Origin of the sequence: Pseudomonas sp. B21-017 (assembly GCF_024749245.1) — a bacterium.
GTDB lineage: Bacteria > Pseudomonadota > Gammaproteobacteria > Pseudomonadales > Pseudomonadaceae > Aquipseudomonas.
Map to the genome: position 1 here is coordinate 5,135,999 of NZ_CP087194.1, position 16,762 is coordinate 5,152,760.

The following is a 16,762-nucleotide window of genomic DNA, read 5'->3' on the forward strand; positions in this document are numbered from 1 at the left end:
GGATCAGCGACTATTACAAGCGGCCCCGGTCTGACACACAAGCCAGCGGCTGCCAGGATTGGGCGATTATCGAACCACAGACCGATAATCGCAATCGTGCTGCGTGCATTCAGCCATCCTGCTTTCACTCACCCACAATACGGTTGTTATTTTCGGTCACTGGTTTAAAGGAGAACGATGTAATAATTTGTCCGGCTTAATGGCGCCAGAAAGTCACCACTGCAACTGGCATCAGTCCACCGTAGTTACCGGCAAGTTGCGAGCAACAAAACAATCACACATGAGGAACTACTTTTAACTGCCAAGAGATAGTGTTCTTCGAATCGACCGCTATAATGCATTTCAGAGGCGACCGGTTTTTTTGTACCGATTCCGCCCGCCGGCAGCGCGATATCCATCGCCGCTGTCCGCAGCAAGCGCTTGACGCTCATTTAATATGTTCCGCCAACGCGCTCGCTGAAACAGGAGACTGATGCTGCGTCAGCTGTTTTTCTCTGGTGCCGTGGCCGCCTGCAACATTGAAGTATTGATTGTGCCGTGGGAACGATGTCGTATCAGGCATTGCCCTTTCGACGAGCATGGTCAATAGATCGATGCAGCGCGTTTCACCAGAATTAATCTCAACTCAATTAGGTAGCACTGTGACGAAAGACGAACTGCGCGCGGAACTTGAGCGCCAGGAACAACGTTACAAGGAAGTTTACGGCGGGGAAATCACCACCTACGCCGCTCAGCCCGAACCCGAACGCAAACCCTGGCGTAAACGCGCCACCGTTCAGGATCAGGCCTTCACCCAGGAATTGCAGAAGATGGAAAAGGAACTCAAAGCCGAAGAGCCATGACCGCCTCGACTTGAATCCTTTCAAGAGCCTGCGTCTGCACCCGTTAAAAGCGGGTTGTATCGATGGTGCTTTTCGCGCCCGCTACAAGCGGGCAGCGGCTTCCTCATCCATTCGATGAGGCAAACGGCTCTTGCCTGACCTTCTTCTCAGATATTTCACACAAGCGTTCAAGCCTCTCGTCCCAACGAGAGAAACCCTTGTGGCAGCTGCCTTTCCAAGCGAATTCAATGACTTGTAGGCCCCTGAAAAACCCTGGGATTCAGGGGATTGCCACCCACTAATTCATTGAAGAATGTAACCGATGAGCAGCAAGTGCATCGATTATCAGTCTTTTCTGGCATAATCGCGCCCCCTTACGAACGGGTCAGAAAACCTTCATGATCGATTTATTCAGCGGACTGGATGCTTGGGTGCTTGTGAGCCTCTTGCTCGCCCTGGCCTTTGTCCTCGCCTTCGAGTTCATCAACGGCTTTCATGACACCGCAAACGCGGTGGCCACTGTTATCTACACCAAAGCCATGCCGCCTCATCTGGCGGTGTTCTTTTCCGGTGTGTTCAACTTCCTCGGCGTGCTGCTGGGCGGTGTGGGAGTGGCGTATGCCATCGTCCATCTGCTGCCGGTAGAACTGTTGATCAATGTGAACACCGGTCACGGGCTGGCCATGGTGTTCTCGTTACTCGCCGCGGCCATCACCTGGAACCTGGGCACCTGGTACTTCGGTATCCCGGCCTCCAGTTCCCATACGCTAATCGGTTCGATCCTCGGTGTCGGCCTGGCCAATGCCCTGATCAACGACATTCCGTTGGCCGACGGCGTGAACTGGCAGAAAGCGATCGACATCGGCGCGTCACTGGTGTTCTCGCCGATGGCCGGCTTCCTCGTTGCCGCCCTGGTGCTGATCGGCCTTAAATGGTGGCGTCCGCTGTCCAAGATGCACAAGACACCGGAACAGCGCCGCAAGATCGACGACAAGAAACACCCGCCGTTCTGGAACCGTCTGGTACTGGTGATTTCGGCCATGGCGGTCAGCTTCGTGCACGGCTCGAACGATGGCCAGAAAGGTATCGGCCTGATCATGCTGGTGCTGATCGGTATCGTCCCGGCGCAGTTCGTACTCGACCTGGGCAGCACCACCTACCAGATCGAACGGACGCGCGATGCGACCCTGCACCTGAGCCAGTTCTACAAGCGCAATGCCGATACGCTGGGTGAATTCCTGGCCCTGGGCAAAAGCGTGGAAGGTGATCTGCCGGAGAAATTCCGTTGCAACCCGCAACAGACCGAACCGACCATCGCCGCCCTGCTCGACACCCTCAAGGGTGTAGCTGACTACCACTCGCTGCCGGCGGAAAGCCGCATCGAAGTGCGTCGTTACCTGCTCTGCCTGGACGACACGGCGAAGAAAGTCAGCAAGCTGCCTGGCCTAGCTGCCCGTGAAAAGGCTGACCTGGACAAACTGCGCAAGGACCTGACCACCACCACTGAATACGCCCCGTTCTGGGTGATTCTGGCGGTCGCACTGGCCCTCGGCCTGGGTACCATGGTCGGCTGGAAGCGCGTGGTACTGACCATCGGCGAGAAAATCGGCAAGCAAGGCATGACCTATGCCCAAGGCATGTCGGCGCAGATCACCACCGCGAGCATGATCGGCCTGGCCAACATCTTCAGCCTGCCCGTCTCCACTACCCACGTCCTGTCCTCAGGCGTGGCCGGCACCATGGTCGCGAACAAAAGCGGCCTGCAAGGCGGTACTGTCAGAACCATCCTGCTGGCCTGGGTCCTGACCCTGCCAGCCACCGTAGCCCTGTCGGCCGGCCTGTTCTGGCTGGCCTCCAAGGCACTGGGTAGCTGATACACCGCTACTGAAAAAGGCGCGTTCCGTGAGGTTCGCGCCTTTTTTATTGCCCGCATTTCGGTATTAGATCGTTCCCACGCTCTGCGTGGGAATGCAGCCCGGGACGCTCCGCGTCCCTTTCGATCGCACAAAAAAAAGGGCGACCGAAGTCGCCCAAAATGCCTTGCGTGCTCATTGCTCCAGAAAGAACTACGGTTTTCTCCGCTTATGCGAATCCTTCCAGATAAAAAATCCAAACCCTGCAAAAAACAGAACCATGAGGCCGACTGTCAGCACTCCGGCGATCACCACGTTATCGAAAAACATGACTGGCCTCCTGGACTTGCCCTGTTGCGATGGGGCTAAGTTAACCAATCGGGCAGGAGAGAAAATTGACCGGGATCAATGCCGCCCGAGACTGGGCGTAAAGGAAGGGAAATAACTGACCTGCATCAACGGATGCAGGGTGTTTCAACGCTTTTTCGGTTTGTTCTTCGGCTTTTTCTTCGCTTTACCCAACGGCATGGCCTGCTCAAATGCCTGGCGCACTTCGTTCAGGCGCTTTTCATTTAGGTCATGAACCCGTTTGGCACGTTCAGAATTGAGGTCGATCAGCTTGTCATCTTGGCTCATGGCGTTCAGTGCATCGCTTGGAAATGAATTCAGCTGCCGGCTAAAGGCGACAGGATTGCGCCAATAATGCGGTCTGGCGCGGGCGCTGACCAGTCTCCGACACTTCAGATCTCGATATCGACCCACAACCCCTGACGTGGCTGATTCTCCATCAACGGCACCACCGGCACGGTATTGTCGGCATTGAGCTCATTACCGGGGATCGCCAAATGCTCTTCAGGATCCTCATCGGCCTCGCGACGGCGCCGCTCCCGTTCCTGTTGCCGACGCTGCTCCTCGCGCAGCTGCAGGCCCGCCTCTTCCGGGTCGCGGTTTTGCAGGTCGATGGTGCTTTCATTGGAGCTTTCCTGCACCGACACCACGGGGGGAATATCCGGGCGCTGGCGGATCGGATCCTGCTGTGAAGTGATCGGCACGGCGCTCAAGGGGAGCATCGGTGGCAGCATATTTTTGGTCTCCTGTCAGCAGGCTGTCGGCTGCGGGGATGGCGACTTGAGCCATCGGTCGAAAACTTGTGACCCAACGCACAGACAGGAGCTGCCGAAGGCTGCGATCTTTTCAGGACATGAAGATCAAAAGATCGCAACCTTCGGTAGCTCCTATTGAGTAATCCTTTGGCCCTGAAGGCTCATTCCGTTAAGATAGCCCGCTTTTTCAAGGTGGGAGTCAGGCAGCATGGCGCAGCAGTATCAACCGGGGCAACGCTGGATCAGTGACAGCGAAGCCGAGCTGGGTTTAGGCACCGTTCTGGCACAGGACGGCCGCTTGTTGACCGTGCTCTACCCGGCCACTGGCGACACTCGCCAGTATGCGCTACGGAATGCGCCCCTCACCCGCGTGCGGTTTTCGCCGGGTGACTCGATTACTCACTTCGAGGGCTGGAAACTGACCGTACAGGAAGTCGACGACATTGACGGCCTGCTGGTCTACCACGGCCTCAATGGGCAGAACGAAGTGGTCACCCTGCCGGAAACCCAACTGTCGAACTTCATTCAGTTCCGACTGGCGAGCGACCGTCTGTTCGCCGGCCAGATCGACCCGCTGGCCTGGTTCTCCCTGCGTTATCACACCCTGGAACACACCAGCCGCCAGTTGCAATCGTCGCTCTGGGGCCTGGGCGGTGTGCGCGCGCAACCGATCGCGCACCAGTTGCACATCGCCCGTGAAGTCGCCGACCGTATCGCGCCGCGCGTTCTGCTGGCCGACGAAGTGGGCCTGGGCAAGACCATCGAAGCCGGTCTGGTGATCCATCGCCAACTGCTCTCGGGCCGCGCCAACCGCGTGCTGATCCTGGTGCCGGAAAACCTCCAGCACCAGTGGCTGGTGGAGATGCGCCGCCGCTTCAACCTGCAAGTTGCACTGTTCGATGAAGAACGCTTCATCGAAAGCGATGCCACCAACCCGTTCGAAGACACCCAGCTTGCCCTGGTGGCGCTCGAATGGCTGGTGGAAGACGAGAAAGCCCAGGACGCGTTGTTCGCCGCCGGCTGGGATTTGATGGTGGTCGACGAAGCGCACCACCTGGTGTGGCACGAAGACCAGGTCAGCCCTGAGTACTCCCTGGTGGAGCAGCTTGCTGAAACGATCCCGGGCGTATTGCTGCTGACCGCAACCCCGGAACAACTGGGCCAGGACAGCCACTTCGCCCGTCTGCGCCTGCTCGACCCGAATCGTTTCCATGACCTGCATGCCTTCCGCGCCGAGAGCGAAAACTATCGCCCGGTGGCCGAAGCCGTTCAGGAGTTGCTGGACAAAGGGCGCCTGTCGCCTGAAGCGCACAAGACCATTCACGGCTTCCTCGGTAACGAAGGCGAAGCCCTGCTGAGCGCAGTCAACGATGGCGATACCGAAGCCTGCGCCCGTCTGGTCCGCGAACTGCTGGACCGCCATGGCACTGGCCGCGTGCTGTTCCGTAATACCCGCGCCGCCGTGCAGGGTTTCCCGGAGCGCAAACTGCACCCGTACCCGCTGCCGTGCCCGGCCGAATACCTCGAACTGCCGTTGGGCGATCACATCGAGCTGTACCCGGAAGTCAGCTTCCAGTCCCAGCCGGACGCCAACGAAGAAGAGCGCTGGTGGAAATTCGACCCGCGCGTCGAATGGCTGATCGACACCCTGAAAATGCTCAAGCGCACCAAAGTGCTGGTGATCTGTGCCCACGCCGAAACCGCCATGGACCTGGAAGACGCCCTGCGCGTGCGTTCCGGCATTCCGGCCACGGTGTTCCACGAAGGCATGAACATCCTTGAGCGTGACCGCGCCGCCGCCTACTTCGCGGACGAAGAATTCGGCGCCCAGGTGCTGATCTGCTCGGAAATCGGCAGTGAAGGCCGTAACTTCCAGTTCTCGCACCATCTGGTGCTGTTCGACCTGCCGTCGCACCCGGACCTGCTGGAGCAACGCATCGGTCGTCTCGACCGGATCGGCCAGAAGCACGTCATCGAACTGCACGTGCCATACCTGGAAACCAGCCCGCAAGAGCGGCTGTTCCAGTGGTACCACGAAGCGCTGAACGCATTCCTCAACACCTGCCCGACCGGCAACGCCTTGCAGCATCAGTTCGGCCCGCGCCTGCTGCCGCTGCTGGAAGAGACCGACGATGGCGAGTGGAAAGCACTGATCGACGAGGCCCGCGCCGAGCGTGAGCGTCTGGAAGACGAACTGCACACCGGTCGCGACCGCTTGCTGGAACTCAACTCCGGCGGCGCGGGTGAAGGCGATGCGCTGGTCGAAGCGATTCTCGAACAGGACGATCAGTTCGCCCTGCCGATCTACATGGAAACCCTGTTCGACGCCTTCGGCATCGACAGCGAAGACCATTCGGAAAACGCGCTGATCCTCAAGCCCAGCGAAAAAATGCTCGACGCCAGCTTCCCGCTGGGCGACGACGAAGGCGTGACCATCACCTACGACCGCAACCAGGCGCTGTCTCGTGAAGACATGCAGTTCATTACCTGGGAGCACCCGATGGTTCAGGGCGGCATGGACCTGGTCCTGTCCGGCTCGATGGGCAACACCGCCGTGGCGCTGATCAAGAACAAGGCGCTGAAACCGGGCACCGTGTTGCTGGAACTGCTCTATGTCAGCGAAGTGGTTGCCCCGCGTTCGCTGCAACTGGGCCGTTACCTGCCGCCGGCCGCCCTGCGCTGCCTGCTCGATGCCAATGGCAATGACCTGTCGGCCCGGGTGTCGTTCGAAACCCTGAACGATCAACTGGAAAGCGTGCCCCGCGCCAGCGCCAACAAGTTCATCCAGGCCCAGCGCGACCAGCTGACGCCACGGATCAACGCCGGCGAAGAGAAGATCACCCCGCGTCACGCCGAGCGCGTGGCCGAGGCACAACGTCGCCTCGCGGCCGATACCGACGAAGAACTGGCGCGCCTGACCGCCTTGCAAGCGGTCAACCCGACCGTGCGCGACAGCGAACTGGTTGCCCTGCGCAAGCAGCGCGAGCAAGGCCTGGCCATGCTCGACAAAGCGGCATTGCGACTGGAAGCGATTCGGGTGTTGGTGGCGGGCTAAACCGCCCTGCTCCATCGCCAAAAGTGAAAAGGCCCGCAGCGATGCGGGCCTTTTTGTTTGCCTTGTCCCGCCCGCCGATCATTCCCACGCAGAGCGTGGGAACGATCAATCCTCAGGCCGTGACCGCAGCACCCTTTGGCTCAACCACCGCCACCAACCCTTCTTTCATCCGCTTGGCATCCCGCACAAAACACCGCGATGCCAAAAACAGAAACACCATGGTGAAAAACAGCGCCACCGGGATCAGGTACATCGCGTCATGCAGGCCGACAGCCTTGAATGCCTCGGTCATCTGCTCGGCACCCGCCGAGAGCATCGCGGTATGGGCGAAGTGATCGGACAGACCGCCCACCACCACCGGCCCCAAACCACCGCCCAACAGATACAACCCGGCAAAGAACAACGCCATCGCCGTCGCCCGCAGGCGTGGTTCGACCACGTCCTGAATCGCCGTGTACACGCAGGTGTAGAAGTTGTAGGCGAATAACCACCCCAGGCTGAATACCGCGACAAATACCCCGATCTCGATCCGCCCGGCATGCAGCGCCCAAGCCGTGCACAACGTCGAAATGATCAGGCTGAACGCGGCGAACAGCAGTCGCCCGTTGGCCACCCGCTGGTGAATCTTGTCGGCAATCCATCCGCCTAATGTCAGGCCGAACAACCCGGTCACTCCGACGATCACCCCGGTCGCCACCGCCGCGTCCTGTAACGGCATCAGAAAATAACGCTGCAGCATCGGCACCAGAAACGAGTTGCAGGCATAGGTGGCGAAGTTGAAACAAAGCCCCGCCATCACCAGCCACAGAAAAGTCGGCACCGCCAGCACTCGACGGATCGGCCGGTCCACACGCTCCTGTGAAACCTGCACGCTTTCCGCCGCGCCACGTTTCGGCTCTTTGATGAAGAACATGAAGACCGCCAGGATCAACCCCGGCACCGCCGCGATAAAGAACGGCGCACGCCAGCTGTCGAACGCCTTCACCATCGCACCAATGGTGAAGAACGCCAGCAGCAGGCCCAGCGGCAAGCCGAGCATGAAAATGCCCATGGCCCTCGCCCGACGATGCGCCGGGAACAAGTCGCCGATCAGCGAGTTGGCAGCCGGCGCGTAACTGGCTTCGCCGATGCCGATGCCCATCCGCACGATCAGGAAACTCCAGAAACTGCCCACCAACCCGTTGACCGCGGTCAGCCCGCTCCATGCCGCCAGGCCCCAGCCCATCAGTTTTCTGCGCGAGCCAGTATCGGCCAATCGCCCCAGAGGCAGGCCGGCAATAGCGTAGACGATGGTGAATGCAGTCCCGATGATCCCCAGCTGAAAGTCGCTGAGGTGCCATTCCATGCGGATCGGCTCGATGATGATCGCCGGAATGGTGCGATCGAAGAAGTTGAACAGGTTGGCCAGGAACAACAGGAACAGAATGCGCCAGGCATTCGCCGCTTGGGTCGAGTTCTGCATGGGTCCGTCTCTTTTTATTGTTGTTGGGGCCGTCACTGTCCCCGGAACCTCCAATCTAGTCAGGCCCGTCAGGGCTGTCTGTCATTATTCGCAAGGCTGATATCAGCCCATGGCGCCACACATAACCTGTGGGATCAGTGCTGTCAGGAAGCCAGGATTTTCACCATCAGTCGCAGGCTGGAAAAATACCTCTGCGCCCCCCTTCCCAACGGCATGGCGAAGCCTAGAATAGCGGCCTTGTCTGCCCACCCCGTTCCCATTCCTCCTTTGATCATTGCCCATGTCCGAAGCCAGTCCGTGTCTGAATTGCGGTGCCTGCTGTTCTCATTTCCGCGTGTCTTTTTTCTGGGGTGAATGCACCTCGGCCGGGGGCACGGTGCCTGACGAACTGGTCACGTCCATCAGCCCCAGCCGGGTGGCCATGCTGGGCACAGACTGCAAACCTGTTCGCTGTGTCGGTCTGGTGGGTGAAGTGGGCAGCACCGTGCAGTGCTCGATTTACGATCAGCGCTCCAGCACTTGTCGGGAGTTCGACGCCTCTTGGGCCAATGGCGAGGCGAACGTGGATTGCGATGCGGCACGGGCCGCATTCGGGCTGCCCGCCCTGCAACCTGAATTCGAAACGCCTTTTGAGCAGATCGCCTAAGGCTTGGCAGCGACCGCAATCAAGCCATTCGAAAAATATTTGACATCATTGCGCTATCATCCCTTGCGCTCCGTGTAAGCCCTCTATACTGCCAGCATTCGCCAGCGCGCATGACGCAGGCCAAGATGACTCACAGACGGGACATGCTATGGAGTGGCTTGGTTTGCATTTCATGACCGGGCTGCCGGACAGCGGGCAGGTCATACTCAATTGCACCCATAACCCGTTTCTGGTGTTGCTGGCCTATCTGGTCGCCTGCACGGCCGGTTTCGCCACGCTGGACATGACCGAGCGGGTGGGTCATGTGGAAAAGTCCGCCTCTCAACGACTCTGGCGCTGGGTCGGCGCCGGGTGTCTGGCGGGCGGTATCTGGTCCATGCACTTCATCAGCATGCTGGCGTTCCAGGTGCCGATCGAAATCCATTACCACCTGCCCACCACCCTGATCTCGCTGTTGTTCGCCCTGACCGCCTCGTGGCTGGCCATGTACACCCTGAGCCATCCCCAACTGAATTTCTGGCAATACCTGCGGGCCGCGGTGTGGATCGGCCTGGGTATCGCGACCATGCACTACGTGGGCATGGCCGCACTGCGATCGAATGCGCAGGTCTATTACCAACCCGCCCTGTTCGTGCTCTCCGTGGTGATCGCCATCGGTGCCAGCCTGGCTGCCCTGTTGATTTCCAGTCACTTGCGCGATGACACCGGTGCGTATCATCTACTGCTCAAATACACCGCCAGCCTGGTGCTCGGGGCCGGCATTGTCAGCATGCATTTCACCGGCATGGCATCGCTCAACCTGGTGCTGCCCGACGACAGCCTTCAACCGCTGCCCGGTGACAACAATCACCTGCAACTGGGGCTGACAGTGGCAGTGATGGCGCTGTTGATCATCGGCAGCAGCATCAGTGCCGCACTGGCGGACAAGAAGCTGCAACATAAGGAGTCCGACCTGCAGCGGGTCAACGCCCTGCTCGGTCAACTGGATCAGGCACGCATGTCGCTGCAACAGGTGGCGCATTACGACCCCTTGACCAACCTGCTCAACCGCCGGGGCTTCAACCAGCTCTTCGCCGAAAAACTCATCGAAAAAACCAACGAGGGCGGCATGCTCGCGGTGATATTCCTCGACATCGACCACTTCAAGCGGATCAACGACAGCCTTGGCCATGACGCCGGCGACGAATTGCTCAAAGTCCTCGCCAGCCATATCAAGGCTTCGGTGCGCAGCCACGAAGACGTGGTGGCGCGTTTCGGAGGCGACGAATTCTGCCTCCTCATCAACCTGTACGACCGTGAAGAAGCGCGGCATATGGCCCAGCGCATCATGCTGAAAATGAAGGACCCCATCGAGTTGTCCGGACGGCGCATGGTCATGACCACCAGCATCGGCATCAGCCTGTTTCCGGAAGACGGCAAAACCTGCGAAGAACTGCTGAAGAACGCCGACCTGGCGCTGTATCAGTCCAAGGGCAGCGGTCGTAACGGGTTGCACTTTTTCAGTTCCAACCTGAAAGCCCGCGCCACCCTGGAGTTGCAACTCGAAGAAGAACTGCGTCACGCCCTGCGCGAAGACTCCGGGTTGATGCTGTATTACCAGCCGATCTATGACCTGAGAATCGGCCGAGTCACCAAACTGGAAGCGCTGGTCCGCTGGCAACACCCGGTTCACGGATTGCTGACGCCGGACCGGTTCATCGCCATCGCCGAGGCCAACGGCCTGATCGCCGAACTGGACAATTGGGTATTGCGCAAAGCCTGCGCAGACCTGGGCGAACTGTCCCGCCACGATTGCGAAGACCTCAAGATCGCAGTGAATTGCTCGCCCCTGAACCTGGCGCGAGAAGAACTGGCCGATGAAATCGAACACGCCCTGCGCATCTACGGGGTGACGCCCCAGCGACTGGAGCTGGAGGTGACCGAGAATGCGCTGATGGGCAATATTTCCAATACCCTGGTGTTGCTGCGGCAGATTCGCGCCCTTGGCGTTTCGTTGTCGATCGACGACTTCGGCACCGGCTATTCATCCCTGGCCTACCTCAGGCGCCTGCCATTAAACACGCTGAAGATCGACCGCTCGTTCATTCAGGACATCCCCAAGGCGACCCAGGACATGGAAATCGTCCAGGCCATTATCGTCATGGCCCACACCCTGCATTTGCAGGTCGTCACCGAAGGCGTCGAGACCCTCGAGCAATACGACTTTCTCCAACGCCACGGCTGCGATTTCGTCCAGGGCTACCTGCTTAGCCATCCGGTGCCGCTGGCTGAGTTGCGGCCGGTACTGGCCGAAATCAACCAGCACACGCATGCCGTCAATCCGTTGAGTCTGGCTCACGGTACAACTGCACTAACGTCGAAGGATCCTTTTCCAGGAACCCCTGCCCCCCATGGAGGCGCATCAGTTGTGCGGCCAATCCGCTGATCGGCGTGGCCGAACCCTGTTCGCGGGAAAACTTCACGGCGGTATCGAGATCCTTCAGCAACGTACGTACGTGCCATTTCACGGGCTCGAAACGGCTTTCGGCCATTTGCGGCGCGAGAATCTGCAACGGTTTTGAATCGGCGAAACCACCGGCCAGCGCCTCGGCAATGAGGCTGGCATCGACCCCGGAGCGCTCGGCCAGGCTCACCACTTCAGCAATGACCAAGGCATTGCAGGCGACGATCATCTGATTGCAGGCCTTGGTCACCTGCCCCGCGCCGACCGCGCCCATGTGGGTCACGCGCTGGCCAAGGGTCAGCAACACCGGCCGCACGCGCGCCAGGTCTGCCGCCTCGCCACCAACCATGATCGCCAGGCTGCCGGCCTCGGCGCCGACCACCCCGCCGGACACTGGCGCATCGAGCCAACCCATCCCGGTTTTATTGGCCAGTGCTGTGGCCATTTCCCGCGTTGCGGTGGGCTCCAGGCTGGAAAAATCCACCAGCAACTGGCCGCTTTTCGCCCCCTCGGCAACGCCAGCCGCGCCAAACACCACCTCACGAACCACCGCGGTATCGGCCAGGCACAACATCACCACGTCGGCGTGCTGACACAGCTCGGCCGGTGTCGCCACTTGCCGCGCACCAGCCTCGACCAGCGCTGCACACTTGGCCGGGTTGCGGTTCCACACCGTCAGCGGGTAACCGGCCGCCAACAGGCGTCGGCACATCGGCAAACCCATCAGGCCGATTCCGGCGAACCCCAGCGCAGGCAACGTTGCCATCATTTAGCCTCCCCTTGATTAAAGATCATCGAATATTGGCCGATTCATCATGGTTAAGGAAAGGATTCCCCCGAGCGATGTTCAGGCCAAGGCCCTGACGCTTGGGCTACATTCGCGCTAAAAAAAGACGCGAGATCCCATTCCGTGATGACTCGATGACACTTGTCGCCGAGCCGACCAGTCCAGGTATATGGCGCACAATGACTTCTAAAAACAATCCGGCCACCGCGGTATCCGACCTGACCCTGAGCCCCGCGGCGAACAGCCCCTCATCGTCGAAGCCATTGCCCCCGTCGCGTCCGCTGTCGACTCAGCAATACCTGTACTTCACCGAAACCAATACCGACCGCATCCTCGACAACCTCGACGGCCTGCGCGACCTGGTGTTCCCGCGCCCGCCCCATCTGGAAGGCGACAACGAACAGCACAACGACCAGGAATTCCCCTCGGTGTGCCTGATCGGCCTGGGCCGCTGCGGTTCGAACATCGCGCTGGACGTGGCGGAGCTGGTGTACAACGCCCGCAAGTTCTACCTCAACGAATTCAACAACGAAGACCGTCCGTCGCCGGATAAACGCTACGCCGAAAAGGGCTACAGCCCGGCGCAGTGGATTCGCAACAACCTGCGCCTGGGGCCGAACAAGGCCACCAAACCGGTATTCCTGGTGGAACCGCTGGTGATGCTCGGCGACCTGGACAAGGACATCGCCGGTCGCATCCGTTTCTCGCGCAAGGGCGAAAAAAGCGGCTTTTTGCGCGACTACAGCAAAATGAAAATCATGGACTTGTCGGAAGTCCACGCCGGTGGCGCCGGTAACGCGCCGATCCTCGGCCAGTACCTGGCCAAGATCATCCTGAACAAGGACACCCAGCGCTTCTCCAGCCCCGACTGGAAGATGATTCACTCGTACCTGATCGACAGCTGCGGGATCAAGGCCAACCAGTCGCGCCTGTACTTCTCGATCTTCAGTGCCGGCGGCGGTACCGGTTCGGGCATGGCCTCGGAATTCGGCCTGGCCCAGCAGCACTCGTACATGAACAAGACGTTCGACACCAAGCCGATGGACGAACACGACGGCAAGAGCGGCCATTCCTTCGTCTTCGAGCCGATCTTCACCAGCGGCATCTGCGTACTGCCGAACATTTCCGATCACCGCAGTGAAATGTCCGAAGCGCTGCACATCAACGCCGGTCGCCTGCTGTGCAAATACCTGTCGGAAGAGTGGGACTTCTCCTACAACTTCGCCAACGAAGACAGCAGCGAAGCCAGCGTCATGGGCCGTATCCGTCCATGGAACGCGATGATGCTGATCTCCAACGACATCATGCGTTATGCCGAAGAAAGCGATGACGGCAACATCCAGAACATCGACGTCAACGCGATGGAAAAGCACGCCAACCAGTACATCTCACAGCAGATCTTCAACATTCTGACGGCGCAGGCGGTCACCACCGACTACGACCAGAACTATTTCCGTCGCGCCGGTATCGACATCGGCGAAACCATTCGCCTGGACGCCAACGACCTGTTCATGAGCCTGGCCGGCCCGGTGGCAATTGCCTACGCCGAGTCCGTGGTGCCGGAAACCCCGCCGCCGAGCAGCGACAAATTCAAGGTGTTCGACAAAGAGCCGCAGCGCTTGAACATCGACGATCTGTTCTTCCGTTCCATCGACCTGCCGCACTTCAATAAAGTCACTCAGGCGATTGAAGGCATCAGCCTGTTGCCAATCGAGTCCAAGCGCTACCGCGCCTCGCTCGAGCAGTACAAGAATTCGGGCTATGACGCGGCCGCCTTGCACGACCTGCACTTCTTCAAGAACTGCTCGTCGGTGGTGTCGATCGTGTCCCTGCCTAAAGACTACAAACTGTCCTACATGGACCTGAACCGGTTGAAGACTCACCTCAACAGCCTGTTCCCCAACACCACGCTCAAGCGTTATGCACTGGTGATCGGCGCCTCGGCCAACCTGTCGCTGACCACCCTGATCGCCAAGAGCCCGTGCCTGTCGGACGACTTCCTGACGCTGATCGTGGCGTTCATCAAGCGTTGCTTCGCAAAAAATCCGTATCGCTTCGACGAAACGCTGGATAACTCGATCCTGGACTTCATCATCCATGAAGACTTCGACGAAGACCGGATCGACGACCTGCTCAACGAATTCGAAAACCCGGCGAAGATCCTCGACACCAACTGGTACGCGATCAAACCGATGTACGAGAAGAAGTACCGCGAGCTGATCAACGACAAGGACAAGTTCGTCTCGATCAATGACATTCGTTTGTCGCGCGATTGCGTGAAGAAGGCGATCAAGTACCTGCGCGAGATCTACCGTCACCGGATTGGCAAGACCAAGGTTATTTCGCTGAATAACCATACGGGCAAGACGGCTTATTGAGGTCGAGCCTTTAACGATCGCAGCCTTGTGATGATCGTTTCCACGCTCCGCGTGGGAACGCCTCAATGGACGCTCCGCGTCCGCTTTTGGGGCGCAGAGCGTCCCGGGCTGCATTCCCACGCAGAGCGTGGGAACGATCACAACACCCAGAAACAATTGAGCAGCCCATCGGCTGCTCAATAAACTGTTCCCGTTACGTTTACGTCACCGTTATACCGGCCTTTCTGTGGCCTTTCTCCACGGCAACGTGCCATCACGCTACTCGGCTACACACTTTTGCCCGACAAAACAAAGCACCAAATCGGTGCAAGCATTCAAGCCTTCGCCCTTTCCTGGATCATAATCCACGGCGAAACAACCACGGCCCACAGCTCCGGATCACGCTCAAAAAGATCCAGCGCCCGCGTTTCAGACAGCTTGGCGACCTTGTCGGCGGCCAGCCAGGCAGCGACTTTCTCGCCTTCATCGGTCGCCACCGCCTCCGCCGCAGCAATCAAATCCAGGCCTGGGTCGACCCACAATAGGGCACCCTTGGCGAAGAACGGCTCCAACTCTTTCCAGGTAATAGATGCGGTTTCACCAAGCAGCTTGGCATAGAGGGTGCTAGGTTCTTGAGTCATGGGTTCCTGTCCGCAAAAGAAATCGATGTGAATGATAACGTCGGTGTTGCGCCAGAAAAACCCGGATGCAATTGCGTTACCGATTGAAAAAACCGGGAAAGCCAGGGAATGCTGCTGCTTCAAGTATTAGCCAGCTAACATCCTGCCGCGATTCTGTCTTTTTCTTTCAACAAAGCGACACCCTCAGGTTTTGCCCCCTGGCGCCAGCTTCCCAGGCTAACAATCGGCGCTCTACACTGTACCGGTACAGTTGCCGGGGGCATTTTCCGGAGGATATCGACGATATCTGACCCGGTTCTGCTGCTACGGCGCCAGGACTATAAAAACTACAACAGTAAGAGTGGAGCACTATGACTAAGGCTACTAAGCAGATTTCAAAACTGTTTGCCGCTATGGTTCTGGCCGGGGTTGCCAGCCATTCGTTCGCCGCCGACACCATCAAGATCGGCATCGCCGGCCCTAAAACCGGCCCGGTCACTCAATACGGCGACATGCAGTTCATCGGCGCCAAGATGGCCATCGAGCAGATCAACGCGAAGGGCGGCGTCGACGGCAAGATGCTCGAAGCCAAGGAATACGACGACGCGTGCGACCCTAAACAAGCCGTGGCCGTCGCCAACAAAGTGGTCAACGATGGTGTGAAATTCGTGGTCGGCCACCTGTGCTCCAGCTCCACCCAGCCAGCTTCGGACATCTACGAAGACGAAGGCGTGATCATGATCACCCCGGCCGCCACCAACCCGGACATCACCACCCGTGGTTACAAGCTGGTGTTCCGCACCATCGGCCTGGACAGCGCCCAGGGCCCTGCCGCCGGTAACTACATTGCCGATCACGTAAAACCGAAAATCGTTGCCGTGCTGCACGACAAACAGCAATACGGTGAAGGCATCGCCACCGCCGTGAAACAGACCCTTGAGAAGAAAGGCGTCAAGGTTGCCGTGTTCGAAGGCCTCAACGCCGGTGACAAGGACTTCTCCTCGATCATCCAGAAGCTCAAGCAAGCCAACGTCGACTTCGTCTACTACGGCGGCTACCACCCGGAGCTGGGCCTGATCCTGCGTCAGTCCCAGGAAAAAGGCCTGAAAGCCAAGTTCATGGGGCCTGAAGGCGTCGGCAACGACTCCATCTCGCAAATTGCCCAGAATGCTTCCGAAGGCCTGTTGGTCACCCTGCCGAAATCCTTCGACCAGGACCCAGCCAACAAAGCCCTGGTACAAGCCTTTGCCGACAAGAAGCAGGACCCAAGCGGTCCGTTCGTGTTCCCGGCCTACTCGGCTGTCGAAGTGATTGCCGAAGGTATCAAGGCTGCCAAGAGCGAAGACACCGCCAAGGTGGCTGAAGCCATTCACAAAGGCACCTTCAAGACCCCGACCGGTGATCTGTCGTTCGACAGCAAGGGCGACCTGAAAGACTTCAAATTCGTGGTCTATGAGTGGCACTTCGGCAAACCAAAAACCGAAGTTTCCCCTCAGTAAGCTAGCTCCATGATTAATAAAGCCCACTGCGCAAGCAGTGGGCTTTGTTTTACGAGATTAATGAGTCAGTGTCCCGCGATCCGGGAGTTGGCTTACCTGAAAATCTTAAAACCGTC

At 58.9% G+C, this 16,762-nt stretch carries 14 protein-coding genes; 7 read left to right on the plus strand and 7 right to left on the minus strand.

Going from position 1 to position 16,762, the window contains the following annotated elements; genetic code table 11:
- Positions 1 to 245: 245 nt before the first annotated feature.
- Positions 246 to 431 carry a hypothetical protein gene (locus LOY28_RS23210; protein WP_138866217.1) on the minus strand — a complete coding sequence of 62 codons (186 nt, stop codon included), beginning with the start codon at positions 429 to 431 and terminating at the stop codon, positions 246 to 248.
- A 210-nt stretch (positions 432 to 641) separates the two neighbouring features.
- Here LOY28_RS23210 and LOY28_RS23215 point away from each other — a divergent pair, with 210 nt between their 5' ends.
- Together LOY28_RS23215 and LOY28_RS23220 are read left to right on the plus strand one after the other, a co-directional pair.
- A complete protein-coding gene (locus LOY28_RS23215; RefSeq protein WP_018926880.1) occupies positions 642 to 842 on the plus strand; it encodes a hypothetical protein in 201 nt (66 codons plus the stop codon).
- A gap of 377 nt (positions 843 to 1,219) precedes the next feature.
- Positions 1,220 to 2,695, plus strand: a complete 1,476-nt coding sequence (locus LOY28_RS23220) for an inorganic phosphate transporter (RefSeq protein ID WP_018926881.1) — start codon at positions 1,220 to 1,222, stop codon at positions 2,693 to 2,695.
- Positions 2,696 to 2,887: 192 nt separating this feature from the next.
- Here the strand turns inward: LOY28_RS23220 and ccoM are convergent, their stop codons facing one another.
- The 3 genes from ccoM to LOY28_RS23230 all read right to left on the minus strand — a co-directional run bounded on the left by ccoM (position 2,888) and on the right by LOY28_RS23230 (position 3,756).
- Positions 2,888 to 3,004, minus strand: a complete 117-nt coding sequence (gene ccoM, locus LOY28_RS29940) for a cytochrome c oxidase subunit CcoM (protein ID WP_018926882.1) — start codon at positions 3,002 to 3,004, stop codon at positions 2,888 to 2,890.
- Positions 3,005 to 3,148: 144 nt separating this feature from the next.
- Positions 3,149 to 3,310 (minus strand): hypothetical protein, encoded by a 162-nt coding sequence (locus LOY28_RS23225; protein WP_007935839.1) that lies wholly within the window; start codon positions 3,308 to 3,310, stop codon positions 3,149 to 3,151.
- A 104-nt stretch (positions 3,311 to 3,414) separates the two neighbouring features.
- On the minus strand, positions 3,415 to 3,756 hold the full coding sequence (locus LOY28_RS23230) for an aspartate-semialdehyde dehydrogenase (protein WP_258612608.1): 342 nt from the start codon (positions 3,754 to 3,756) through the stop codon (positions 3,415 to 3,417).
- A 229-nt stretch (positions 3,757 to 3,985) separates the two neighbouring features.
- Between LOY28_RS23230 and rapA the strand changes: the two genes are divergently transcribed.
- Entirely contained in the window at positions 3,986 to 6,832 is a 2,847-nt protein-coding gene (gene rapA, locus LOY28_RS23235; RefSeq protein WP_018926884.1) for an RNA polymerase-associated protein RapA, read from the plus strand.
- Between the two features lie 112 nt (positions 6,833 to 6,944).
- On the opposite strand, the gene LOY28_RS23240 is transcribed toward rapA, so the two are convergent.
- Entirely contained in the window at positions 6,945 to 8,312 is a 1,368-nt protein-coding gene (locus LOY28_RS23240) for an MFS transporter (protein WP_258614502.1), read from the minus strand.
- Positions 8,313 to 8,574: 262 nt separating this feature from the next.
- Here LOY28_RS23240 and LOY28_RS23245 point away from each other — a divergent pair, with 262 nt between their 5' ends.
- On the plus strand, positions 8,575 to 8,940 hold the full coding sequence (locus LOY28_RS23245; RefSeq protein ID WP_018926887.1) for a YkgJ family cysteine cluster protein: 366 nt from the start codon (positions 8,575 to 8,577) through the stop codon (positions 8,938 to 8,940).
- A gap of 148 nt (positions 8,941 to 9,088) precedes the next feature.
- On the plus strand, positions 9,089 to 11,365 hold the full coding sequence (locus tag LOY28_RS23250; protein ID WP_258612609.1) for a bifunctional diguanylate cyclase/phosphodiesterase: 2,277 nt from the start codon (positions 9,089 to 9,091) through the stop codon (positions 11,363 to 11,365).
- On the opposite strand, the gene LOY28_RS23255 is transcribed toward LOY28_RS23250, so the two are convergent.
- Positions 11,256 to 12,152, minus strand: a complete 897-nt coding sequence (locus LOY28_RS23255) for an NAD(P)-dependent oxidoreductase (protein ID WP_168206183.1) — start codon at positions 12,150 to 12,152, stop codon at positions 11,256 to 11,258. The genes LOY28_RS23250 and LOY28_RS23255 overlap by 110 nt on opposite strands.
- A gap of 197 nt (positions 12,153 to 12,349) precedes the next feature.
- Between LOY28_RS23255 and LOY28_RS23260 the strand changes: the two genes are divergently transcribed.
- On the plus strand, positions 12,350 to 14,548 hold the full coding sequence (locus LOY28_RS23260) for a hypothetical protein (protein ID WP_018926890.1): 2,199 nt from the start codon (positions 12,350 to 12,352) through the stop codon (positions 14,546 to 14,548).
- 314 nt (positions 14,549 to 14,862) lie between these two features.
- On the opposite strand, the gene LOY28_RS23265 is transcribed toward LOY28_RS23260, so the two are convergent.
- Positions 14,863 to 15,168 (minus strand): DUF2288 domain-containing protein, encoded by a 306-nt coding sequence (locus LOY28_RS23265; RefSeq protein WP_026286481.1) that lies wholly within the window; start codon positions 15,166 to 15,168, stop codon positions 14,863 to 14,865.
- A 350-nt stretch (positions 15,169 to 15,518) separates the two neighbouring features.
- Here LOY28_RS23265 and LOY28_RS23270 point away from each other — a divergent pair, with 350 nt between their 5' ends.
- Positions 15,519 to 16,646 (plus strand): branched-chain amino acid ABC transporter substrate-binding protein, encoded by a 1,128-nt coding sequence (locus LOY28_RS23270; protein WP_019580926.1) that lies wholly within the window; start codon positions 15,519 to 15,521, stop codon positions 16,644 to 16,646.
- Positions 16,647 to 16,762: the final 116 nt, after the last annotated feature.